This window comes from Glutamicibacter sp. BW78, from assembly GCF_002332245.1.
GTDB classification, from domain to species: domain Bacteria; phylum Actinomycetota; class Actinomycetes; order Actinomycetales; family Micrococcaceae; genus Arthrobacter_H; species Arthrobacter_H rhombi_A.
Genome location: NZ_NRGU01000039.1, coordinates 151,889 through 174,542 on the forward strand (window position 1 = coordinate 151,889; position 22,654 = coordinate 174,542).

The following is a 22,654-nucleotide window of genomic DNA, read 5'->3' on the forward strand; positions in this document are numbered from 1 at the left end:
CCATGAGCTCTCCGGTTCACGAACACGACGGGGCTGACTCTCGTCATGCCCATACGGGAGCGTGGATCGCCGCGGTCCTTCGTCAGCGGATCGCAGGGGGTCTGCTCACCCCGGGCTCGAAGCTCTCCGAGCAGAAGCTCTCGGTGGAGCTCGGCGTCTCGCGAAATACGTTGCGGGAGGCCTTTGGGACACTCGCCGCCGAATCAGTGATCGTGCGGATTCCCAACCGCGGGGTCTTCGTGGCATCCCCCGGAGTTGAGGATATTCGGGAGATCTATCGGGTTCGACGTGTTCTGGAACCCTCCGCCGTCCTCTGGGCATCGCCCTCGGACCAGGAACTGGACGCCATGGACGCCATCCTGGCCCGGGCGGTGGCGGCCCGGGATGCCGGGTCGGTCCCTGAGATGGCCGATGCGAATCAGTCTCTGCATCAAGCAGTCATCGCCCTGACCGGGAGCCAGACGCTCCAGGTGCTCATGGACCGCGTCTTAGCGCGGATGCGTTTGGTCTTCCATGCCATGGCCTCGGCACCGGATTTCCATACCCATTATGTGAGTCGCAATATCAACCTCGTCGCCCATTTGCGGGCCGGAAGCTCTGAGGATGCGGCCCGGTTGCTGCGTCATGACCTCGACGCCGCCGAGGCTGAACTACTGGCCCACCTCGAGGCCCGGACCCCCCGATCCGCAGGTCCGCCATCGCGCAGTGCCGTTCACACCAATACAAAATAATAGGTCTATCAAATACTTGATAATTAGAATATCGTACTACTTGAGACGAATGCAGTCCCCGGACAGGGCCTGCTCATCCCGAGCGGTTTCCCCGAAGTTTCGTCCACTGATGAAGAGGAAGTGTTGAGATGTCACAGGAAGCCAGCACCCCCCAAGAATCTGGAGCAAGCCAGGTCAGCGACTGGTCCGACTTGGGCCAGCAATTATGGTCCTACCTCACGGGACGAGGCGCAGCGGTGAACTATACGCTCGTTGACATGACCGTCGAAGTACCCCGCGATATCGGAGCCGATGCACCGCGAGCGACCTGGAAGTTCGACGGCACGCTGAGGGTGACCACCAGCGACGACCAGGCCGCCGGTTCGGATCCCCACCGGGATCGGTGATGATCCGATGCGACTGGACATAGACCTCGCCTTCTCGGTCACGGTCCCGGCGACCGCTGTAGAACCGGAGTCCACGGTGAACGGGACCGTGCGAGCCAACGGAACCGAGGTGGTGATCAGCACCGACACCACTGATTTATACCGGGTCGGCCCGCGGGCTGATCTGCGCTCGATCAGAGGGTTCGCCCAGGAACTCAGCGAGTGGGGCCTGAGCGTTTCGCTGGCTTCACCGGAGGGAACGATCGTCTCGCTGGGTGCCGTCAAGGCCAATGCTGCTCAGCGAGTTTTAACCAGATCCGCTCATATCCGACCCGGGAAGGTCGGCGCCTGGTCGGCACTCCTGCGCGGTTCGTCGGGCGATCTGACGCAGAGCCTGGTTCCTCCGGGAACACCCTTCCCGCTCTCGCCCACGTTCCAGCGCAACTACCGAATGCGCCCGACGACGACCCACTACACCTACGGTGGCGGCCGCCCGCGGCTCATCTTCGTGAAGGACGGCGAGGCGTGGGACGGGCGCCCGGCACAGGTCTTCGATCTGAAGGCAGAGACCACGGTGATCGGCAGCAACGCCGAGGCCGAACTCCAGCTACCGGAGACCGTCGCCGGCCATGCCACGATCACCCACTCGCCGGATGATGAGTACATCCTGACGGCCATTGGACCGGTGACCGGCAGTACCCGGTTGCCCCAGGGCGGCTCCTATACGTTGCGGACCGGCGCCCGCATCGGCATCGGACCCTGGCGGCTGGTCTTCGTCCGCGAGGAGTATGCCGATCATGGACGCCCCCATGGCGGTCGGCAAGGGGGCGAATTGGCGTACCAGAAACCGCAATATGACCGCCGTTACGGGGTGATCGAACACGACGCCATCTACGGCCTGGGTGATCCACGCGAGGACTAGCCCCGATGCCTCACCGCTTCCGATGCGGTGAGGCATCGGGCTGGTGCCGCCTGAATTCGTTTGAACGGTACCCTCGAGTATGTGAAGTTTCTCAATGACGTGAACCCGTCCTATGACCTGACCTATAACGACACCTTCATGGTGCCCTCGCGTTCGGCCATCGCCTCACGCACGAGCGTGGACCTGACCACCCCCGATGGCATCGGAACCTCGATCCCGTTGGTGGTCTCCAATATGACTGCCGTGGCGGGTCGGCGCATGGCAGAGACCGTGGCCCGTCGCGGAGGAATCGCGATTCTGCCGCAAGACATCAGCCGTGAAGCAGTCGATGACATGGTCGGCCAGGTCAAGCGCGCCCATACAGTTTTCGAAACTCCGATCACGGTCCAGACCACCGATTCCGTATCGACCGCCCTGTCCCTGCTGGGCAAGCGGTCCCATGGAGCCGCCGTCGTCCTCAACGGCCATGAGCCGGTAGGCATCGTCTCCTTGGCTGACTGCCAGGAGGTCGACCGTTTTGCCCGCATCTCCGAGGTGATGAGCGAGAACATCATCACCGCTTCGGTCGATGAAGATCCCCGCTCGGTCTTCGACACGATCGCCGAACGCCATCTGAGCATGGTTCCCATGCTCGACGACGGCCGGCTGGCCGGAGTGCTGACCCGCAAAGGCATCCTGCGCTCGACCATCTACTCCCCCGCCGTCGACCCGCAGGGTCGGCTCATGGTCGGCGGGGCCGTCGGCATCAACGGGGACGTGCGGGCCAAGACCGCCAGTCTGCTCGAGTCGGGCGTCGACGTCCTCGTCGTGGACACCGCCCACGGCCACCAAGAGAAGATGATCGAGGCGTTGCCGCACGTCACCGCGGCCCGCGACGAATTCGCCGACCGCACCGGCCGACGGTTGCAGGTAGTGGCCGGGAACGTGGTGGCCGCCGACGGGGTGACCGATCTGGTCTCCGCCGGAGCCGACATCCTGAAGGTCGGGGTCGGCCCGGGGGCCATGTGCACCACCCGCATGATGACCGGGGTGGGGCGACCACAGTTCTCCGCCGTGCTCGAATGCGCGCAGGCTGCACACGAATCGGGCGCAGAAGTCTGGGCTGACGGCGGAGTGAAGTACCCGCGCGATGTCGCGTTGGCCCTGGCTGCGGGTGCCGCCAGCGTGATGATTGGTTCCTGGTTCGCCGGCACCCACGAATCCGCGGGCGACCTGGTGGTGGACCCGCACGGCCGCTCCTATAAGGAAAGCTTCGGCATGGCCTCGGCTCGTGCCGTGCAGAACCGCACCAAAAAACAGTCGGCCTTCGATCGCGCGCGTTCGGGGCTCTTCGAAGAAGGCATCTCGCATTCGCGGATGTACCTGGATCCAGCCCGTCCCGGCGTCGAGGACTTGGTTGATTCGATCATTTCCGGCGTCCGCTCCTCCTTCACCTACGCAGGGGCCGAGTCGATTGCCCAGTTCCGCGAACGTGCCGTCGTCGGCGTGCAGTCCAGTGCCGGCTACGAGGAGGGCCGTCCCCGCGAAACATCCTGGTAGGCACCGCTGACCAACAACCGGGCAGGCAGCAGGGGCGCGGGGTTGACCCGCGGCCCCTGCAGGCATCTCATAAGTCATATGAGCACTCACGAACCTGCCATCGAGGTCGACGGCCTGGTGGTCCGGCGCGGCCGGGACACGGTTCTGGACGGGTTGGGGTTCTCGGTCGGGTCAGGGGACGTGGTCGGGCTCCTCGGTCCCAGCGGTTGCGGCAAGTCGACCTTGCTGCGCAGTCTGGTCGGAACGCAGCTGGTACACGGTGGGAGCGTTCGGGTCCTCGGGGAACCGGCCGGTTCCCGGCAGCTCCGCCGCCGGGTCAGTTACATGACCCAATCCTTGAGCATCTACGACGACCTCACGGTGCGGCAGAACCTCGAATATTTCCGCAAGATCCTCGGAGGCCCCGCCCAGGACACCCAGCGAGTCCTGGAGATGACGGATCTGGCCGGTTCCGCCCAGGAACTCACCGAAAACCTCTCGGGCGGACAGCGCAGCAGGGTTTCGCTGGCCGTGGCTCTGCTCGGCGCCCCGGAGGTGCTGATCCTGGATGAACCCACCGTCGGATTGGATCCAGTACTGCGCGCCGACCTCTGGGCGATCTTCAAGGGACTAGCCGCCGATGGGGCCACCCTGCTGATTTCCAGCCATGTGATGGATGAGGCCACCCGCTGCGACCGGTTGCTCTTGATGCGCGAGGGCAGATTCATCGCCGACGATTCCCCCGAAGGGCTGCTGCGGGCCACGAACACAGAGACAGCTGAGGACGCTTTTCTGGCCCTGATTGCCTCCGATGGTGCCCCCTCCCCGGCCAGCCTTCCGGCACTTGGGCGACATCGCAGGGCTGCGGCCGCTCCGACCCACGGAGTCAAACCATGAACCTCTCCGCCACATGGGCCACCGCCGGACGCGTTCTGGCTCAGATCCTCCATGATCCACGCACGATGGCGCTCCTGTTGGTGGTTCCCAGTCTCCTCATCGGCCTGGTGGCCTGGATCTTCACGGAGACCGATGTCTTCAACACCATTGGGCCGGCCATTATTGCGATGTTCCCCTTCATCATCATGTTTCTGGTGGCGAGCATCAGCACGCTGCGCGAACGCCGTTCCGGGACCCTCGAGCGGCTGCTGACCATGCCACTGGGCAAGGGGTCGTTCATCCTCGGCTACACGCTGGCTTTCGGGCTCCTCGCGCTGGCTCAGACAGCGATCGCCGTGACGTTCTCGATCTGGGTCTGCGGCCTGGAAATCAACGGCCAGCTGTGGCTGCTCTTGGTGATCGCCGTCGCCGATGCCCTGCTGGGAACCGCCCTGGGCCTCCTGGCCAGCGCTTTTGCCCGCACCGAGTTCCAGGTCGTCCAGTTCATGCCGGCCTTCGTTTTTCCGCAGATCCTGCTGGGAGGACTCTTTTTGCCCCGCACCCAACTACCTGGCGTTTTGGAAACCATCGGGGACTGGCTGCCCCTCTCACACGCCATGGACGCCCTGACCGCCGTGGCCACCGGCGACGAGGATTCCAGTTATGTCGTGGTGCGGGCCCTGTTCATCGGGGCGTGGATCGTCGGTTCCATTGTGTTGGGATCCATCACCCTGCGCCGTCGGACACCCTAGAGCCAGGGGACTTCGCCGCGGGTGTGCTCGAAGACCAGCGATGTCTGCGTGGAGGCCACCGCCGGGTTGGCCGACAGGTTGTCGAGCACGAATTGGCGCACGTCGTTGGAATCTTTGACCGCCACATGGATCACGAAGTCATCCGTTCCGCCGAGGAAAAACAGCTGCATCACCCCTGCCTTGCTGCGGATCTCCTCGGCAAAACTGGACATCAGGTGCCGCGCCCCGGGACGGATCCTCACGAAGATCAGCGCCTCGAGCGCATGTCCGAGGACCTCTGGATCCAGATCCAGTGTGAATTTACGGATGACCCCCGTTTCGCGCAGCGCATTCATGCGGGCCAGGCAGGTCGAGGGGGCGATCCCGAGTTCTTCGGCGAGCGAGTTGTTGGTCCGCCGGGAGTTCTCCGTGAGCATCCGCAAGAGGCCACGGTCGATATCATCGAGCTCATAGTGCCGACCGGTCCGAACATTCTTCGCTGTGGCCACGTCACACTCTTTCCGATGGATGGAAATTACGGATATTCTCGATTGTACCGAAATAAAATCTGTGTAACACCCGAAGGGCCGCAGAAAACACACCAAGGAGTCCTTATGATCATCGGCGTTCCCCGTGAAATCAAGAACAACGAGTTCCGTGTCGCCATCACCCCGGCAGGTGTCTCCGAATTCGTCGCACAGGGTCACGAGGTCATCGTCGAGACCGGCGCAGGCCTCGGTTCAGGTATTCCCGATGAACTCTACGTTGAAGCCGGTGCGCAGATCTGCGCAGACGCCGACGCCGCGTGGGCCAGCGCCGACATGGTCCTGAAGGTCAAGGAACCGATCGCCGAAGAATACCACCGCATCCGCGCCGGACAGATCCTCTTCGCCTACCTGCATCTGGCCGCCTCCCGCGAATGCACCCAGGCCATCATCGATGCCGGGGCCACCGCGATTGCCTATGAGACGGTCACCATGGGCCGTACCCTGCCGCTATTGGCCCCCATGTCCGAGGTCGCCGGCCGGCTCGCCGCACAGATCGGGGCCTTCCAGCTGCAGCAGCCCAATGGCGGGTCGGGCATCCTGATGGGAGGTGTTCCCGGCACCCGTCCGGCCAAGGTGGTGGTCATCGGTGGTGGTGTTGCCGGCGAAAATGCCGCGGCGATCACCTCGGGCATGGGCGCCGACGTGACCATCATCGACATCAGTCTGGCCCGCTTGAAGGAAATCGATGTCGCCTATAACGGCCGGATCAAAACCCTGGCCTCCACCAAGTTCACGATCGCCGGCGAGGTGGCTGCGGCCGACCTGGTCATCGGTTCCGTCCTCATCCCCGGCGCCGCCGCCCCGAAATTGGTCACCACCGAAATGGTCTCGCATATGCGCCCCGGATCGGTTTTGGTGGACATCGCGATCGATCAGGGCGGCTGCTTCGAGGGGTCGCACACCACCACACACCTCAACCCCACTTTCACGGTCCACGACGCCGTCTACTACTGCGTGGGGAACATGCCTGGTGCCGTGCCGCAAACCTCGACGGTGGCACTGACCAACGCAACCCTGCCCTACGCACTGCGCATCGCCTCCAAGGGCTGGCACCAGGCACTGCAGGAAGACGCCGGGCTGGCCAACGGCTTGAACGTGCACGACGGCCACGTCACTTTCGCCCCCGTGGCCGAGGCCCTGGGGTTGGCCCATACCCCGACCGCCGAGATCCTGAACGGGGCAGGACAGCAGTAGCAGAGTTCGATCCCGTCCCCCCGTCGGACCGCCGCATTCCCCCGGTCTAGGCTGGAGGCTGGCGGAAAGGAAAAAAGATGTGGGAACAATACGGACTGACCTGGATTGACGCGGCACGCGTGGTGGTATCCGCCATCGCGCTCTATCTCGTGATTCTGGCGCTGATCAGGATCATGGGCCAACGCACGATGGCCAGCCTGTCCAGCTTCGATCTGGCGGCCGCCGTCGCCCTCGGCGCCGTCGTCGGGCGTGCGATCCTGGGCTACACCCCGACGGTGGTCGCCGGCGCATTGGGCCTGGTCACGCTGCTGGCCCTGCAGGCGATCACCGGGCAGCTGCGTCGGTTCCGGCGGGTCTCGGGAATGATCAACAACCGCTCGTTCCTGCTCATGGCCGGGGACGAGATCGTCCAGACCAACCTTCGCCGCACCCATGTTTCCGAAAGGGAATTGGTCGCCCGCTTGCGTCAGGCAGGCATCCGCCACCGGTCCGAGGTCGCCTGCGTGATCTTGGAGTCCACCGGGCAGATCAGCATCCTGCGTTCGGGGGTGCTCATCGAGCCGCGAATGCTCGAGGGTGTCGCGGGCGCAGACCTGGTGCCAGCGTCGTTCATGGCAGTGCGGACCGAATAAGAGCCGGTCCCTCCGCCTAGCCGTTCCTGCGCCGGTACCTGATCCACAGGATGGCTCCGGCCACCACCAGAACCCCCGCCAGAGCGATCCATTGCCAGCCAACGGCAATCGCCGCGTAGACCACAGCCATCCCCACCGTGGCATAGATCAGCGCCCACATCAGGCAGCCGGCGATCACCGCAGGAAGGTAGCGAGATAAGGGCATCCTGGACATCCCCGCGCTCGCGTTGACTGCGGTCTGGATGCCGATGGTCAGGAAGGACAGCGGAACCGCAAGGATCCCCCAGCGGGCGACGAAGCGTTTGGCCCGCCGGTAGATCGGGCCTTCCAAAACGTATTCGAAACGAGAATGCTTGACCCCTGCGACCACGCCGCGCCCCACCCAGTAGGTGGTGTTCGCGCGGGCCATGGACAGCAGAAAAAGGAAGAGGTACGCCCAGCCAAAGGGAGCCTCGCGTAACCAATCCATTGACCCAGAATACCGCCGAAACCCGGCCGCCCTCGCCACGGGTCAGCCATCAGGGGACGGATTTGATCCGATACACCAAGGCTGCTGCAGCCAGACCGATAATTGCCGCCAGGACGAAGAGGGCCAGATAGCCGCCGAGGAACTTCACCGCCACGAGGGCCAGTGCCGGGGCCACCACCTGGGGCAAGGCGGCAGCAATATTGACCACCCCCATGTCCTTGCCACGGGCCGCCGCCGAGGGAAGCACCTGGGTCAACAGGGCAAAATCGACCGCCAGGTAGGCGCCGAAGCCGATGCCCAGGACGGCTGCGCCGACCATCGCCGCCGGCCAGACCTGGAAGAACGCCATGATCAGCGCCGCACAGGCGATCACTGCCGATGCCCCGGCGACGAAGACCTTCCGCTTCCCCACCCGATCGCTCCACCGCCCGGCCAACACGCTGGTGATGACCACCATGACGGCGTAGAGCCCCGTCAGAACCAGCACCCCGGCGGCGGGATCCGGATGGTGGATCACATCGGTCAGGAAGAACAGCAGGTAAACGATGACCAGCTGGTTGCCCACGAACATCAGGAACCGAGTCAGCCAGGCCCAGCCAAAGTCGGGATACTGGACGGGGTTGATCCAGAAGGAGCGCAGGAATCCGCCGATCCGGAACGGTGGGTGGTGCCCCGAAGGCAGAACCGGATCATTCCGATGAGTCAGGTAGGGGATCACCCCGAGGGCGATGGCCGCAGCGCAGATCCAGTACCCGACGGCCACATTTCCGGAGATCACGAAACCGACCACTGATCCGCCGAGGATCCCCAGGGTCTGACCCATTGCGGCCAGTCCACCGACGGAGGCCCGTTGGGCCACCGGGACCCGGTCCGGGACGGCAGCGGTGATGGTTGAATACATGGCGTTGCAACCGGCTTGGACCAACGCCCATCCGATCACGAGCGCGGCGACGGTCGTGGCCCCCGAGAGGAAGAGCATGGCCGCGGTTCCCAGGACCGCTCCGGCCAGGATCCACGGCGAGCGCCGACCCCACCTGGAGGTCGTCCGGTCCGAGAGTGCCCCCGTGACGGGGTTGGTGACCAGGGCGACGGCGGCACCGCAAGCGGTCACCAGGGTGAGGATGGCCTCCTTGTTCCCGGCATCGATCGCCGTAGCCTGCAACCCGATCAGGATGTTGATCGGCGCGAAGAACGCCACATTGATGACCAGGTTGACCATCACCGCCCCGGTGACCCACCGGGCACTGACGCGGCGGGTCGGCTCCATCAGCGCTTCGACGTCTGAGGCGGCGGTACCGGCGCCGGTGACGCCGTCGTTCACGACTCCTCCGCTCACAAGACGCCTTGCAGTGCACCGGCTCCTACGGTTCCTACCAGGGCAATAATGAGCAGCCACGTCAGGGGCTTGGCGAGTGAACGAGTTTTTTTCATGATGACGCCATCGTATTCGGCCATCGGCAGATCCGCGCACTTCGTCTCGGAGCGGGATGTACAACGCCGTCTCTCCGCCAGACGCTGGAGAGCCAGGCAGGCTGATCCTCCTCTGCCGAGGCCCCGGTCCGGACCTGCTGTTATGGCAGCGGCTCTCCCCGGGCCGCGGTCCAGATCCCGTACCAGTCGGCGCCCGACATCCGTGCCGCGACGTCCTCCGCCGGGGCGCAATCAACGATCCGTCGCGGGTTCGTGGTCCCGATGACCGGCCGGATGCCGGCGGGGTGGCGCATCACCCAACCGAGCACGACCGCCTCTTTGGTGCTCCCGAGTTTCCGTGCCACCTGTTCCACCCGTGCCGCGGTGTCACGGTCGGCTTCGGGAGCATCGGCTGCCGGTGCCGTATAGCGGCCGCGATCCATCGACCCCCAGGCTTGCACTTGCACCTGATGTGCGGCGCAGTATTCCAGCGTCCCCGCGGGGAACCCCGCCGCCGCCAGGGCCGGTGACGGGTCAGTCTGCGTTTGCTGGTCGCCGGCGTCTCCGGAGGCCGGCCCGGCAGGACCCTGGGGGACGTTGACCATGACCGCGGATTCCACCCAACCACGGTGCCCCAGACTGATGTGTAGCTGGTTGACCGCCAACGGTTGATCCAGCACTGATTGCAGCCGAGTCATCTGCACCGCCGAGTGGTTGGAGACCCCGAAGCGGCCAACCTTCCCTGCCCGGTGCAACTGGCTGAAGGCCGCGGCGATCTCTTCGGGAGGCGTCAACGGGTCGGGCCGATGGACCAGCAGAGTATCGATCCGTTCGACCCCCAACCGGACCAACGATTCCTCGGCCCCCGACAGGATCGACGCCGCGCTGGAATCGTACCGTCCCGGGGTCTGGGCATCCCCCAGCACGATTCCGCATTTGGTTTGCAGCTGCAGATTCCCGGCCAGCCCGGGGCGCTGGGCCAGCACCATCCCGAAGACTGCTTCGGCTTTCCCGTTGCGGTAGATGTCTGCATGATCGAAAACGGTGATCCCTGCGTGGAGCGCCGCGTCCACCGCAGCATGCGCCGTGGCCACGTCCGCCGCCTCAATGGGGCCGGTCCCCCAATCTCCGCCGAGTCCCATGCAACCGAAAACCAGTCGTGATCCGGCGTCGTGCATTCTGGGCTCCTTCATGACGGTGGCCGCTCCGGTCCGTCCCGGCCAGAGACTGCCAGCATACGGCGCTAAGGTTCACAGAACACGACTATCCGTCCGGAAGGCGCCTTCGATGTCCCCCACCGACCATCCGGCCCATCGGCTGGCCATCCTCGACGACCATCAGGATGTCGCCCTGGATTTCGCTCCCTGGAACACGCTGCAGGATGTCGAAATCGTCGTCTTCCACGACCCGCTACCCACCCTGCAGGAAACCGTGGAGGCCTTGGCCGGATTCGACATCATCATCGCCATGCGCGAACGCACGGCCTTCGACGCCGGGGTGATCTCCGGTTTACCTCGGTTGAAGTTGCTGGTCACCACCGGAAAAATCAACGCGTCCATCGACCTTGACGCGGCAACCGGAGCCGGGATCACGGTCTGCGGGACCGCCGGGTCGACCACCGCCACTCCCGAGCACACGTGGGCACTGCTGATGGCCTGGATGCGGGATATTCCTACCCAACAGGCTTCGTTGCGGGCGGGAACGTGGCAAAACGGCACCACTGTTGGCAGGGGCCTCTCCGGCACGACGTTGGGCATCCTGGGACTGGGCAGGATCGGTTCGCGCATTGCCGCCTATGGTGCCGCCTTCGGGATGGAGGTCATCGCCTGGAGTCAGAATCTCGCAGCGGACCGGGCCGCGGCGGCCGGCGCTCGGCTCGTGGGCCGCGAGGAGCTCTTTGCCTGCGCCGATGTCGTGAGCATCCACCTGCAACTATCCGAACGCACTCGTGGCCTGGTCGACGAAGCAGAGCTGCGCCTCCTGGGTCCCGACGGGCTGCTGGTCAACACCTCACGGGCCGGAATCGTGGACCAGGACGCGATGCTGCGCGGCCTGCATGAGGGCTGGCTGGGCGGGGCTGCGCTGGATGTCTTCGACGTCGAACCGTTGCCGGCCCACCACCCGGTCATCTCCGCGCCTCGCACCGTGCTCAGCCCGCATCTGGGCTACGTGACCCGGCAGACCTATGAGGTCTTCTACGGGGAAGCCTTCGAGGATGTGAAAGCCTGGCTCGATGGTGAGCCGTTGCGCCGACTGAACTAAGCCACACCCGGCTGCCGCCGAACGGCACGGTTCCTCGATACGATGGATGCATGTCAGCACAGGAACGCCTCGAGGTCCAGTGGGCCCCGCGTAACCGGGGGTGGAAGCTGGCTCACCACCTACTTCCCGCCTTCGTCATGGCAGGGTTCCTGATCGGTTTGGGCGTCTGGGCGTTGGTCCTGCAATCGCTCCTCTTCGGTATCCCCCTGGTGGCCTTCGGGATCGGCACCATCGTGTCGCTGGTCCGCGAGTTCCGCCTGCCCGCCACCGCCCAGGTGCCCGAGCTCAGCCCCGTCAACACGTCCAGCGGCCTGCGCGCCTCCACCCGATTCGCCTACCGCCATAATTCGCCGGCTTTTGCCGCAGCAACGGTCGGGCTCGGGGTGATCGGGCTGGTCGCCGCCCTGGCTGCTGTCGGAAAATTCGCTCTGCTACATGCCGGGTTCGAGCGCTTCTGGACGATAGCCGGTGCCCTCGCCTTGGGCATTACCGGATTCATGATCCTGCGTGAAGGCCTGCGGCTGCTGCGCATCGCCTCCGCCGAGCAGGAGCCGGGGGTTTTCCTGACCCGGAGCCGCGTGGTGGTCTTTGGGCCCTTGGGCCTGACCGAAATGTATTGGCGTGATATGGAATCGATCAGCGCCGAGAATCCACGTGGTCGTACGCCCCTGGGCCGGCGTGGCCCGGCGCTCGTGGTCCTGAGGGCCCACGACCGGTCGGCAGGTGTGGGGCCGACACACAACACCACCGCCTCCCCAGAGGTGGTGGTGCAGGTGGCGTACCTGTTGGCGGATCCGAACGGCCTGCATTCGGCCCTGGTGCATTATCTTGAACACCCGTCGGATCGGCCCGAATTGGGAACCCCGTTGGCGCTGGAGCGTCTAGCCGGCGTTGGGTGACACCCCGGGGTAGAGCAAGACGTCCCCGTCACGGACCTCGACCTTATGGATGCGGGCGTTGACGGTCGCCGGCAGGCAGAGCGCTTCACCGGTCTTGAGGCAGAAACGCGCCGAGTGCACGGGGCATTCGACCTCGCCATCTTCGATCCAGCCTTCAGCCAGCGAAGCGGTTTCATGGGTGCATTCGTCGTCGAGCGCGTAGAAGTTGCCGTCTTCACTATGGAAGATGGAAATATCGTTTCCGGTCCCGGTGTCATCGGCGTCGATGACCTTGGCCTCGCCTTCTTCGATCTCTTCAACCGGTCCCACATTGATGGGTTCGCTCACGGTGTTACTCCTTGGTTGGCGCAGCGGGACACCAGGTGGGTCCCTTTCATTCCAGTGTTGTCCACGGCTGACTTCCACGCAATGTGGGGCATCACAAAGGGGCACCCCCTTTCGGGAGATGCCCCTGGGTGAAGCTGGCCGGCGGCCGCTGGTATCGGTCGGTTACTCGGCCTGGCCGGTGGCTCGGTGGGCGCCGCGTGGGCGTTGCCCCGCCTCGCTACCCGCCGCCTCGGACACCTGTGTAGCCGGTACTGGTGCCATGGACGGCACCTGGGATGGTTCGCTGCCGCCACCGCCGGCTCCCACGGATACCGGTTCGCGCTGCTCGGCCGGAGCAGGCGCGTCTGCTCCTGCCAGCTGTCCCTCGGAAACCGCTGCCGCCGGGACCTCGCGCTCGATACGAGTAGCCAGCGTCACCTCCTTCATGAAGAACAGGGCGATGGTCGCGGCAATGGCCAGCGGGACCATCCACAGGAACAGCGGGACCAGGGCCTCGTTATAGGCGGAGACGATCACGTCGCGGATCGGAGCGGGCAGGGAGGTGACCAATTCGGGAGTCAACGAGTTGGTGCTGGCCCCCGAAGAGGCCCCCGCGGGTAGCTTATCGGCCAAAATGTCCTTCAACCGGCTGGCAAAGAGCGAGCCGACCACTGCCGAGCCGAGGGTGGCCCCGACCTGACGGAAGTAGTTCTGTCCTGCGGTCGCCGTACCGACGAACTTCAGCGGGAAGGAGTTCTGCGCCACCAGGGTGAGCATCTGCATGCTCATGCCCAACCCCAGACCGATCACACCCAGGAACACACAGATCATGTAGACCTCGGTATCGGCGTGAATGCTCGACAGCAGTCCGAGACCCAAGCCCAAGAGCAACGTTCCGGCCATCATGACCTTCTTATAGCGCCCGGAGGCGGAGACCTGCCGGCCAACAACGACCGAGGTCACCAGCAGGGCACCCATCATCGGGATCATCAGCAAACCGGCTTCGGTCGGGCCGAACCCGGTGACCATTTGCAGGTAAGTCGGCATGTAGCCGATGGCACCGAACATGGCGATGCCGACCATCAGGGCGGCGAACGTCGTGAGAACGAAGTTGCGGTTCTTGAACAGCATCAGCGGGATCACTGGTTCGGAGACCTTGCGCTCAACGAGGACGAAGGCCACACCGAAGAGCACGGTGGCACCGAAGAGACCCAGAATTTCGCGGGAATCCCAGGCGTAGGTGTTCCCGCCCCAGGTGCAGGCGAGCACCAGGGTGGTGGTCGCGATGCCCATCATCATCATCCCGACGACGTCGATCTTCGGGCGGACGTCATTGAGCGTGCGGGGCACGTGCAGCAGGAAGATGGTGGCCAGAACCGCGAGGACGCCCAACGGCAGGTTCAGCCAAAAGGCCCAGCGCCAGCCCGGCCCTTCGGTCAGCCAACCGCCCAGCAACGGGCCAGCGACGGAGGACAGTGCGAAGACCCCGCCCATGATCCCCATGTATTTGCCGCGTTCGCGGGCAGGGATGACGTCGGCGATGGTGGCCTGAGAAAGAATCATCAAGCCGCCGCCGCCGAGCCCCTGGACGACTCGGGCGATGATGACGCCGTTCATCGTGCCGGAAAGGGCACCAAGAATGGAGCCGCTCATGAAAATCAGGATGGCGACGATCAGCAGGGGTTTGCGCCCGAACAAGTCGCCGAGCTTGCCGTAGACCGGCATCATGATGGTGGAGGCCAGGATGAACGCCGTAATGATCCACGCCATGTGCTCGACGCCGTTGAGCTCACCCACCATGGTGGGCAAGGCGGCGGAGAGCACGGTCTGATTCAGCGACGCCATGAGCATCGTGATCATCAGGGCGGCGAAGAGCAGCATGATGTGGTTTTTGCTGCCGATCACCGGTTTGGCTTTGGTGGTTTTAAGCGTTGTCATGGGTGGATTGCATTACCTCTCGGAAAATCTTGACGGTTGAATCGATATGGAGCTCGATATCGGCGACGGTCCCTTGTGGATCGGAACGGTAGGCGTATCGGGTGATGGTTCCCGCGAGCATCAGGAGCGCCCTGGCGGAGTCTTGGCCATCGGGTAGCAAGTTCAGTGTTTCCTCGGCCGCATCGCTATCGATGCGTTCCTGCAGAATTTCTTCGACCAGCTGCTCTGCGGCGTTGATATGTTGCATCATCCGCCCCTTGAGTTCGGGGTAGCGGGCAATGATGTCGCGACGGGTCTGGTAGGCGTGGCCCCGGCCCAGGCTGGTGGACATCACACCGGTCAGGATCCTCACGATCCGGGTCAATAGATCCGCATCACTGGTGCGGAACTGCTCGAGCAGCTCCTCGGAAACCGACGGGTCCCGGGTGCCGAGGATGGCATCCTCCTTGGTCGGGAAATAGTTGAAGAAGGTTCGCTTGGAAACTCCGGCCTGGGCGGCGACGGCCTCGATCGTCACGGAGACGGGGCCGTCTTCGAGCGCCATGGCCGCCGCTGCATCATGGATCGCGTTCCACGTGTCGAGGCGATTGCGCTCTCGTTGCGTTAAGGGGACTTCTTGCATGGATACAGTTTATGCACGACTGCAAACATTGCACAACTGCAAAATTGTGCCATGAAACACATTCTGCCATTGACTCCACGACGGCCCTCGGTAGGATCACCCGAGTGTCGTACCGGAAATGTGCGATGCATCACACCTCGCATCCGGGAGTCCAGTCATGAACCCACATCAGCAAACACTCCGAGCGGCCGGCGCGGTGATCGCCGGCCTCGCCCTGGCGGCCACCGCACTGGTGGCCCCGGCCCAGGCAGCCATCCCCTTGGGAGGCAGCCACGGAAGCCATCACGGTGGCGGCCCCGGGGGCCACCATGGCGGAGGCCACGGCAACGGTCATGGCGGTCATGGCGGTCATCATGGTGGGGGCCATGGACAGGGTCACCACCAGCCGGGAACGAGCACCATCCAGCTGCTGGGCATCAATGACTTCCACGGTCGGATCGAGGCGGGCGGTACGTCTGCCGGTGCGGCGGTCTTGGCTGGGGCTGTCAACGAATTATCCGGGAAGAAAAAGAACAACACCCTGTTCGTTTCCGCGGGCGATAATATCGGCGCCTCGACCTTCACCTCATTTTCCCAGGACGACACCCCGACGATCGATGCACTGCGCACCGCGGGGCTGGATGTTTCCTCCGTGGGAAACCACGAATTCGATCGCGGGATCGACGACCTGAAGAATCGGGTCATCCCGCGCTACGGTAAGCACAACAAGAATGCCGGGGCCGACTACGCGTTGGGGGCCAACGTCTACTACGAGGGAACCCAGAAGCCGGCGTTGAAGGAATATGCGTTGCGCAAGGTCCAGGGTGTCACGGTCGGATTCATCGGCGTCGTGACCGAACAGACCAAATCCTTGGTCACCCCCTCCGGAGTCGCCGGGCTCGACTTCGGCAACCAGCTTGAGGCCGTCAACCGGGTATCGGAGCAGCTCTCCGACGGCAAGAAGTCCAACGGCGAGGCGGATGTGATCGTTCTGCTGGCTCATGAGGGCTCCGCAAGCACCGACTGCTCGGCGATCGCCAACGAAGACACCGCCTATGGCGAGTTGATCCGCGGGGCATCGGCTGACGTCGACGCCATCTTCTCCGGCCACACCCACCAGGAATATGCCTGCTCCTTACCGGTCAAGGGTTGGTCCTCCTCGATGAAGCGCCCCGTCGTGCAGGCCCATGAATACGGCACCACGCTGGACCGGGTGAAGATCACCGTGGACCGTCGTTCCAAGAAGCCTGTCGCCCTCTCTGGTTCGCTGATGGAACTGATGAAAACGAACGACGCCGGCGAGACCGTTCCTGCCTTCCCGGCGGATCGTCGAGTGGCGCAGGTCGTGAAGAAGGCCGCCGAGCAAGCCGAGATCGTCGGCGCGGAACAGGTGGGCCAGATCAGTGGCGACATTCTGCGCGGTGGGGCCGAGCCCGGCGCCGACCGCGGCGTCGAATCCTCGATGGGCAATCTCGTGGCAGATATGCAGCTGTGGGCGACCTCCAATGAGGATTTCGGCGGAGAACCGGCACAGATCGCCCTGATGAACCCGGGAGGCCTGCGGGCAGACCTGCTGTATGGCACGGACGGGACCGTCACGTATAAGGACGTGGCCAACGTCCAACCTTTCGGTAACACCTTGTGGACCGAGGACCTCACCGGGGCGCAGCTGAAATCGGTGCTGGAAGAACAGTGGCAGCCCGACGGCTCCAGCCGCCCCAAGTTGCATCTGGGGATTTCCGAAGGCCTGGCATACACCTACACGCAGGACGCGGCCCGCGGCTCACATATCACCTCGATGACTTTCGAAGGCGAGGCAATTGCTGACGATGACGTGTTCAAGGTGGCCATGAACTCGTTCCTTGCTGCCGGTGGTGACAACTTCACGACGTTGGCCGAGGGGGCAAACGCGACCGACTCGGGCCAAAGCGACCTGGTCGCTGCCTTGGATTACTTCGAAGCCCACGACGTCGTCGACCCGGCCCCGCTGGGCCGGGCAGTCACGCAGTAGTAGCAGTGGCCGCGCCGGCCACTGCCGGCGCGGCCACTGCCGGCTGCCTTCAGCCCATTCGTGAATTCGCCAGAATGATGCCGATCGGGGCCGACACCAGAATGACCACGATCATCGCCCGGTATCCATAAAGCCACCACCGCTGTTCCGAGGCAGCACCGCGGGCCGCCCAGATGAACAGGCCCATGGCGACGACGATCAGTCCTGCACCAGTCCACGTCAGCAACGTCAGTGAAAACATCGAGCCGCCCAGCACGGCGATATTGGCGAGGTTGTAGGTCAAGACCTCGGCCGAAACGATGCCCTCCGAAGGGGTCTTTACGGCCAGCCGGTCCTGGCCCAGGCCCAGCACCACTTGCGCGACACCGACCACCAACACCAAATAGGCGACCGCCCAGGCGGCCAAATAGGAAGGGGAGGCGGCACTGATGGCGGAGAAAAGACCGCCGAGCACAATGCCAAGGCCACCGATAACGAGGAAGGGCGTCGCTGTTCTGTTCACGCCTACAGACTACGGATTCAGCGCCTCCCGTGAAACAACCCTCAGGCGCGGCTCTTCAGGGTGTCTTGACGTCGAAACTCCCGCAACCAGATGGAGAGCGTGAATCCGGATCCTGCGGCGATGAGCGCTCCGATCACGGGCAGCCACCAGGATTCTCCGAAGAGCCCGAGGATCAGGAGAAGCAGGCCCACGAGCATCATGGCGCAGTAGGCGGCTATGAGGAGGCGCTGCATGGAAGTGAACCGCATGCATGGACCCTACCGTGTCGCCCTTGACCTTTCCAGAGGCGGGGACGTGACGCGGCGGGCGTGGCATTTCGGCGCCCCGGTCGGCGCCCTTCGGCCCGCTCGGTCGTCTGGTCGAGAAGTTGGTCCTGGCCCGCTATCTGCAGAAGCTCATCGAGGAGCGGAATCGCCATCTCAGCGCCGGGTCTGGGCATGAGTCATCGACCAGGATTGGACACCGAATCGGAGGCGATGCTAGGCCCGATTCCGTGGATGACTCTGCGCAACGCGTTCGTTTCCGTGCTTATAGTTGCCGGTGACTCGCGCCATCAGCGCTTGTGGTTCTTGTGTTTCGACGTCACGAAGGAAGCGCGAGGCTGCCGTCCCGCGGAGCGTCGACGCTCGCCGGCCCTGATGGAAGATGACGACGGAACCGCCACCGACGGAGTATTCAAAATCTCTGGGCGCATGAGGCATGACCCAATATTGCGCCACGGGCACACGGTTTGTCAGCCCCCTGCCGCACCAGCCGCGTCGCGCATCGCTTCAGGCCACGGCAGCCAGTGCCCATCGGAAGGGAGCATGGCTTCTGCAGTCTCCATCCTTCCCTCGGGCACGTCCTCGGCCTGGATGCACCCGGCTTCTTCCCACCGGCCCGGCTCGGGCAGCCGATAATCGACCGATTGGTCGTCGGTGGGACTAATTCGTTCAAAAAAGCCGCCGGAGATGACGGCTCGCACCACGGATTCAAGGTTTTCCAGAAGTTCCGGAACGTCGTCATCACAGGCGTCGCAACCGCATACCGGATAGTGGGCGTCGTAGAGGGCACCCGCGTGCAGGAAGATCCCCGGGAACCCGGTGAAGACGAAGGTCACCGGGGCCGCGAACAGGATGGACGGGACGACCCGGACCGCACGGACGACGTCTTCCGAAGGGAACAGCAGATCGGAGGCAACTTCCGGTTCCCGTTCGACGACGACGTCGAAAGCACCCAGCAGCCAGTCGATCAGGGCATCAGCCACCTCGTGCAAGGGGATGAAACGATGCCGATGACCCACCGTGGAGTAGGCGCGTGAAGGCGGAGACGTTCCTTCCCACCGATGGCCGTAGGCGATCGGGGTGCCCTGTCCATCGCGATGGATCTCCCGGGTGAAGTCTGGGCGCCGATATCCGCTCATAGCCCCACGGTAGCCGCCGGGATACCGCGTGGCGACGGGAATCACGCTGCAGGGATGGCGGTCCCGCCACATGCGGACGGGCCGGCGTATGTCCCCGGATGACGCGACGGGTTTGCCCGATCTACTCTCCCGCCAGCAGAATCGAACCCAAGAATCAAGAGATCCAACCTGAGGCCCTGGCCGGTTGGACGGCAACCCCCTTCGCCATAGTGGGGTGCCCCAGGTGACGATTCGACGCCGTCCCGACCGGGAGGCGTAAGTATGGCGCAGCGCTACGCTCGCCATGACAGCGAAGGAACGCCATGACCCAGACCCTTGCAGAAACCAGCATTTCCAACCGCGCCGAACGCCTCGATTCCGCGGGATCCGCCTGGGCAGAACGGATCGGCCAGAATACCGCCAGCGCATCGCTGCAGTTCCGTGCCACCGCCGACCCGGTGGGATCGGTCGGTTCGACCATCCGCGCCGGACGCCACGAATTCACCGTCGACGAACCGGCTGCTTTGGCCGGGGACGACGTCGCTGCCAGCCCGGTGGAATACGCTCTCGGGGCGCTCATCTCCTGCCAGGTGGTGGTTTACCGGCTGTACGCCCACCAACTGGGCATCAGCATCGACTCGCTGGATATCTCCGCGGATGCCGACCTCGATGTGCGCGGCTTGTTCGGGATCGAGGAACAGGTTCGCCCGGGATTCGGCGATGTCCGGTTGACCGTAGAGGTCTCGGGCCCTGACGCCGAGGAACGTTATGCCGAACTCCAGGCGGCAGTCGATGCCCACTGCCCGGTGTTGGACATCTTCACGAACCCGACACCGGTGACCACCACGCTGCGGGTCAACTCCTAGAGGCGGCCAACAGCCGGCTCGCCAATAGGATCTCCGAGCCGGCTAGGCCGACCGAACAATGCATGGTGATGTCCTCGGCGCTGCGGCGACCGGGGACCTCTCCCAGCAACACCCCACCCAGGCAGACCAAGGAATCCGGGTCCGTGAAGAAGGGGTCAGGGTATGCCGCCGCCTGGGCCGGGGAATCGCAGGTGACCACGGTTGCTGCATCCAGCAAAGCCAACGGTGTTTCATGGTGGGCGTACGACTTCGGGCCGAGGGTCGTCACGTGGGTCCCCGGGCCCACATCGGCTAGGTCGATCACCGGTGTGGGAGAACGCGTGGCCAGGACGATGATGTCGGCATTGCTGACGGCATCCGCCGAGTCGGTGACGGCAACGGCGTTGAGGCCCAGCTCCCTCGCCGCCCGTTCGGCAAAATCCACAGCATGGGCCGTGGTGCGGCTGTGAACCCTGACCCGGCGTAGGTGCCGGACCGCGGCGAGCGCCCACAACTGGGCCCAGGCATGGGGGCCGCTACCGATGACCGCAACGCTTTCCGCCTCCGGACGTGCTAGGACATCGGCGGCTACGGCACCCAAAGCTCCGGTCCGTCGGATGCCCAGTTCGTCCCCCACAATCAGACCCTCTAGGTCACCCGCCCCATTCCAAACCGCCACGAGCTGGTCTCCTGCAGGTTGGCCGGCACGGTAGGCCCTGAAGCCGCTGGTTCCATCGGGCAGGGAACCCGCCGTATAGACGTAGTCGAGGGATCCCAGGGCGCTTCTGGCTCGCGGTGGCGCGACCAGCTCCCGGCGCCCATGCATGACCAGCGCCTCCCGCATGCATTCCACGACGTCCCTCGCCTTGGTCCTGCGTACTTCTTCGTCACCGATGATCTGCATGGGTCGATCGTGCCACGTGCTCCAGCGACTCCGCGACGGTGAAGTGCCGGTCGTTACCGGGGCTCTCGACCTCGTCCAGGATCGCCACCGCAAAATCCTCGACGGGGATCCGTGAGGATCCGCCTGGGGCGATCAGCAGGGTGGTGGTTCCGCGCCGGTAGGCGCCGGTACGGCGGCCTGGCTCCAGCACCGCCGGTGGACTGGCATAGGTCCACCGTTGGTTTTCGTGCCGGAGGCAGGTTTCGAGTTGGGTCAGGCTGGCCAGGGCGACGTCTCGCCACGAGGGGTCGACATACCGCGGGTCGTCCACCACCAGGCGGAGCGACTCATCCACGGAATACAGTGGCCCTGCCCCGCCGGCCACCAGCACGGGCACTCCTTCCACGGCCGCTGCCTCTAGTACTGTCCCGGTCAAGGACGCGGTGGACTGCTCGTTTCGGTGATCCGGACGAACGGCGAGAAGGACGATATCGGAGCCGTTAAGCGCTACCGCCAGTTGTCCCGAGGATCCGGCGTCTACACCAACGACGGTGACGGTGGGGTCCTGGTGCGCCGGCGCCTGCCGCGAACCGGCGAGAACGTGGTGCCCGCGTCGCGCCGATTCGAGGACCAGTCTAGATCCGACCATTCCGGTGGAGCCGAGGATCGTGATGTTCATGAAGTAGTCTCCTGTCGTTTTCGACGTCGGGGTGAGAACTGCCCGGCACCCAGCGCAGTGATGGCGAGGGCAAAGCCGCTGAGTTGTTGTGGATCGAGGCTTTCCCCCAGGACCAGGGCACCAAGGCCGGCTGCCACCAGCGGTGAGAGCAACCCCAGTAGGGCAGTGGCGGTGACCGGCAGGGTCCAGAGCCCCTTGAACCACAACGTGTAGGCGGCTAATCCCCCGATGCCGCCGAGCCAGAGATAGCCGGCCGCCCCGGCGGCATCGATCTGGCTGGGTGGTCCGTCGAGCAGCATCGCGGGCAGCAGCAGGATCAGTCCGCCGGCGGTCAGTTGCCAGCCGGCGTATTGCAGGGGGCCTATCCCTTCCGGTCTGCCCCAGCGTTTGGTCAGGACGACGCCGGTGCCCATCGAGGCGGCACCGGCAAGCCCGGCGCCAATTCCCACAGGATCCAGTTCCGCCGTCGGGCCCAGGACCACCAGACCGACGCCGGCCACACCCACGATTCCCCAGCTCATCCGCCACCAGGAGAAACGCTCGGTCAGGATAACCACGGCCAGCACCGTGACCAGCAGCGGCTGGCTGGCCCCCAGGGTCGCTGCCACACCACCCGGCAGTCGTTCGGCGGTGAAGAACAGCAGCGGGAAGAAGAGCCCGATGTTGAACGCCCCCAGCACGAGGATCCTGAACCACCACCGGCCCCGGGGAAGTCTCCTGGTCATCAGCAGGGCGATGACACCTGCGGGTAGGGCACGCATGAGTGCGGCGAACAGGGGGTGGTCCGGTGGCAACAGCTCCGTGGTGACGAGATAGGTGGTGCCCCAGGCCATCGGGGCCACAGCGGTCGCCAGGGTCAGTCGGCCGCGATGCGAAGTCGCCGCGGAACCACGGCTCGGGGAGAAGGTTGAGGTAGTCACCCTTCCAATGTCGCCGTAAGCGATCCATGAG

The 22,654-nt window shown here is 64.5% G+C and carries 26 protein-coding genes, 1 pseudogene and 1 riboswitch; of the genes and pseudogenes, 13 read left to right on the plus strand and 14 right to left on the minus strand.

Going from position 1 to position 22,654, the window contains the following annotated elements; all coding sequences use genetic code 11:
• The first annotated feature begins 2 nt into the window (after nt 1–2).
• The 6 genes from CIK75_RS13505 (at nt 3) to CIK75_RS13530 (ending at nt 5,164) form a co-directional block, all read left to right on the plus strand.
• Nucleotides 3–731, plus strand: a complete 729-nt coding sequence (locus CIK75_RS13505) for a GntR family transcriptional regulator (RefSeq protein ID WP_086994244.1) — start codon at nt 3–5, stop codon at nt 729–731.
• 128 nt (nt 732–859) lie between these two features.
• The gene (locus CIK75_RS13510) at nt 860–1,117 is read left to right on the plus strand and encodes a hypothetical protein (protein WP_086994247.1); all 258 of its coding nucleotides are present in this window, start codon (nt 860–862) and stop codon (nt 1,115–1,117) included.
• Between the two features lie 7 nt (nt 1,118–1,124).
• A complete protein-coding gene (locus CIK75_RS13515; protein ID WP_086994250.1) occupies nt 1,125–2,018 on the plus strand; it encodes an FHA domain-containing protein in 894 nt (297 codons plus the stop codon).
• Nucleotides 2,019–2,099: 81 nt separating this feature from the next.
• On the plus strand, nt 2,100–3,557 hold the full coding sequence (locus CIK75_RS13520) for a GuaB1 family IMP dehydrogenase-related protein (protein WP_086994270.1): 1,458 nt from the start codon (nt 2,100–2,102) through the stop codon (nt 3,555–3,557).
• A gap of 78 nt (nt 3,558–3,635) precedes the next feature.
• Nucleotides 3,636–4,433, plus strand: a complete 798-nt coding sequence (locus tag CIK75_RS13525) for an ABC transporter ATP-binding protein (protein WP_096224451.1) — start codon at nt 3,636–3,638, stop codon at nt 4,431–4,433.
• Nucleotides 4,430–5,164 carry an ABC transporter permease gene (locus CIK75_RS13530; protein ID WP_086996439.1) on the plus strand — a complete coding sequence of 245 codons (735 nt, stop codon included), beginning with the start codon at nt 4,430–4,432 and terminating at the stop codon, nt 5,162–5,164. The genes CIK75_RS13525 and CIK75_RS13530 overlap by 4 nt, the downstream gene beginning before the upstream one ends.
• Here the strand turns inward: CIK75_RS13530 and CIK75_RS13535 are convergent.
• Nucleotides 5,161–5,652 (minus strand): Lrp/AsnC family transcriptional regulator, encoded by a 492-nt coding sequence (locus CIK75_RS13535; RefSeq protein ID WP_256382364.1) that lies wholly within the window; start codon nt 5,650–5,652, stop codon nt 5,161–5,163. The genes CIK75_RS13530 and CIK75_RS13535 overlap by 4 nt on opposite strands.
• Nucleotides 5,653–5,757: 105 nt before the next feature.
• Between CIK75_RS13535 and ald the strand changes: the two genes are divergently transcribed.
• On the plus strand, nt 5,758–6,885 hold the full coding sequence (gene ald / locus CIK75_RS13540; RefSeq protein ID WP_086996442.1) for an alanine dehydrogenase: 1,128 nt from the start codon (nt 5,758–5,760) through the stop codon (nt 6,883–6,885).
• A 77-nt stretch (nt 6,886–6,962) separates the two neighbouring features.
• Nucleotides 6,963–7,517, plus strand: coding sequence for a YetF domain-containing protein (locus CIK75_RS13545; RefSeq protein ID WP_086996446.1), 555 nt, complete (start codon nt 6,963–6,965; stop codon nt 7,515–7,517).
• 16 nt (nt 7,518–7,533) lie between these two features.
• Here the strand turns inward: CIK75_RS13545 and CIK75_RS13550 are convergent, their stop codons facing one another.
• From CIK75_RS13550 to CIK75_RS13560, 4 genes are all read right to left on the minus strand, one after another.
• Nucleotides 7,534–7,986, minus strand: coding sequence for a VTT domain-containing protein (locus CIK75_RS13550; RefSeq protein WP_086996449.1), 453 nt, complete (start codon nt 7,984–7,986; stop codon nt 7,534–7,536).
• A 49-nt stretch (nt 7,987–8,035) separates the two neighbouring features.
• Nucleotides 8,036–9,253, minus strand: coding sequence for an MFS transporter (locus CIK75_RS13555; RefSeq protein ID WP_086996759.1), 1,218 nt, complete (start codon nt 9,251–9,253; stop codon nt 8,036–8,038).
• Between the two features lie 65 nt (nt 9,254–9,318).
• On the minus strand, nt 9,319–9,441 hold the full coding sequence (locus CIK75_RS16620; protein WP_256382365.1) for a hypothetical protein: 123 nt from the start codon (nt 9,439–9,441) through the stop codon (nt 9,319–9,321).
• Nucleotides 9,442–9,557: 116 nt separating this feature from the next.
• Nucleotides 9,558–10,574, minus strand: coding sequence for an aldo/keto reductase (locus CIK75_RS13560; RefSeq protein WP_096224452.1), 1,017 nt, complete (start codon nt 10,572–10,574; stop codon nt 9,558–9,560).
• A 109-nt stretch (nt 10,575–10,683) separates the two neighbouring features.
• Between CIK75_RS13560 and CIK75_RS13565 the strand changes: the two genes are divergently transcribed.
• Both CIK75_RS13565 and CIK75_RS13570 read left to right on the plus strand, forming a co-directional pair.
• On the plus strand, nt 10,684–11,658 hold the full coding sequence (locus tag CIK75_RS13565; RefSeq protein WP_096224453.1) for a D-2-hydroxyacid dehydrogenase family protein: 975 nt from the start codon (nt 10,684–10,686) through the stop codon (nt 11,656–11,658).
• Between the two features lie 50 nt (nt 11,659–11,708).
• On the plus strand, nt 11,709–12,557 hold the full coding sequence (locus CIK75_RS13570) for a hypothetical protein (protein ID WP_096224454.1): 849 nt from the start codon (nt 11,709–11,711) through the stop codon (nt 12,555–12,557).
• On the opposite strand, the gene CIK75_RS13575 is transcribed toward CIK75_RS13570, so the two are convergent.
• The 3 genes from CIK75_RS13575 to CIK75_RS13585 all read right to left on the minus strand — a co-directional run bounded on the left by CIK75_RS13575 (nt 12,540) and on the right by CIK75_RS13585 (nt 15,423).
• Nucleotides 12,540–12,884 carry a bifunctional 3-phenylpropionate/cinnamic acid dioxygenase ferredoxin subunit gene (locus tag CIK75_RS13575; RefSeq protein WP_086996461.1) on the minus strand — a complete coding sequence of 115 codons (345 nt, stop codon included), beginning with the start codon at nt 12,882–12,884 and terminating at the stop codon, nt 12,540–12,542. The genes CIK75_RS13570 and CIK75_RS13575 overlap by 18 nt on opposite strands.
• 162 nt (nt 12,885–13,046) lie before the next feature.
• The gene (locus CIK75_RS13580; protein WP_096224455.1) at nt 13,047–14,801 is read right to left on the minus strand and encodes an MDR family MFS transporter; all 1,755 of its coding nucleotides are present in this window, start codon (nt 14,799–14,801) and stop codon (nt 13,047–13,049) included.
• Nucleotides 14,788–15,423, minus strand: coding sequence for a TetR/AcrR family transcriptional regulator (locus CIK75_RS13585; protein ID WP_096224456.1), 636 nt, complete (start codon nt 15,421–15,423; stop codon nt 14,788–14,790). Before CIK75_RS13585 ends, CIK75_RS13580 begins: the two co-directional genes overlap by 14 nt.
• 157 nt (nt 15,424–15,580) lie before the next feature.
• Between CIK75_RS13585 and CIK75_RS13590 the strand changes: the two genes are divergently transcribed.
• A complete protein-coding gene (locus tag CIK75_RS13590) occupies nt 15,581–17,413 on the plus strand; it encodes a bifunctional UDP-sugar hydrolase/5'-nucleotidase (protein ID WP_241895460.1) in 1,833 nt (610 codons plus the stop codon).
• 49 nt (nt 17,414–17,462) lie between these two features.
• On the opposite strand, the gene CIK75_RS13595 is transcribed toward CIK75_RS13590, so the two are convergent.
• Both CIK75_RS13595 and CIK75_RS13600 read right to left on the minus strand, forming a co-directional pair.
• Nucleotides 17,463–17,915 (minus strand): hypothetical protein, encoded by a 453-nt coding sequence (locus CIK75_RS13595; RefSeq protein WP_143413351.1) that lies wholly within the window; start codon nt 17,913–17,915, stop codon nt 17,463–17,465.
• Nucleotides 17,916–17,956: 41 nt separating this feature from the next.
• Entirely contained in the window at nt 17,957–18,163 is a 207-nt protein-coding gene (locus CIK75_RS13600; protein WP_096224459.1) for a DUF3040 domain-containing protein, read from the minus strand.
• 80 nt (nt 18,164–18,243) lie between these two features.
• Here CIK75_RS13600 and CIK75_RS16585 point away from each other — a divergent pair.
• Nucleotides 18,244–18,459, plus strand: a pseudogene (locus tag CIK75_RS16585) (hypothetical protein); the annotation flags it as partial.
• 189 nt (nt 18,460–18,648) lie between these two features.
• Here the strand turns inward: CIK75_RS16585 and CIK75_RS13615 are convergent.
• A complete protein-coding gene (locus tag CIK75_RS13615) occupies nt 18,649–19,317 on the minus strand; it encodes a DUF6226 family protein (protein WP_143413352.1) in 669 nt (222 codons plus the stop codon).
• A 152-nt stretch (nt 19,318–19,469) separates the two neighbouring features.
• Nucleotides 19,470–19,585, plus strand: a riboswitch (SAM riboswitch).
• Nucleotides 19,586–19,619: 34 nt separating this feature from the next.
• Here CIK75_RS13615 and CIK75_RS13620 point away from each other — a divergent pair.
• On the plus strand, nt 19,620–20,162 hold the full coding sequence (locus tag CIK75_RS13620; protein ID WP_096224462.1) for an OsmC family protein: 543 nt from the start codon (nt 19,620–19,622) through the stop codon (nt 20,160–20,162).
• On the opposite strand, the gene CIK75_RS13625 is transcribed toward CIK75_RS13620, so the two are convergent.
• From CIK75_RS13625 to CIK75_RS13635, 3 genes are read right to left on the minus strand one after another with little or no spacing between them, the layout of a single operon-like run.
• On the minus strand, nt 20,152–21,045 hold the full coding sequence (locus CIK75_RS13625; RefSeq protein WP_096224463.1) for an ornithine cyclodeaminase family protein: 894 nt from the start codon (nt 21,043–21,045) through the stop codon (nt 20,152–20,154). The two genes, CIK75_RS13620 and CIK75_RS13625, sit on opposite strands and share 11 nt — an antisense overlap.
• Nucleotides 21,029–21,703: an NAD(P)H-binding protein gene (locus CIK75_RS13630; RefSeq protein WP_096224464.1), complete on the minus strand. Its 675-nt coding sequence runs from the start codon at nt 21,701–21,703 to the stop codon at nt 21,029–21,031. The genes CIK75_RS13625 and CIK75_RS13630 overlap by 17 nt, the downstream gene beginning before the upstream one ends.
• Nucleotides 21,700–22,623: an EamA family transporter gene (locus tag CIK75_RS13635; protein ID WP_241895461.1), complete on the minus strand. Its 924-nt coding sequence runs from the start codon at nt 22,621–22,623 to the stop codon at nt 21,700–21,702. The genes CIK75_RS13630 and CIK75_RS13635 overlap by 4 nt, the downstream gene beginning before the upstream one ends.
• Between the last annotated feature and the right edge of the window lie 31 nt (nt 22,624–22,654).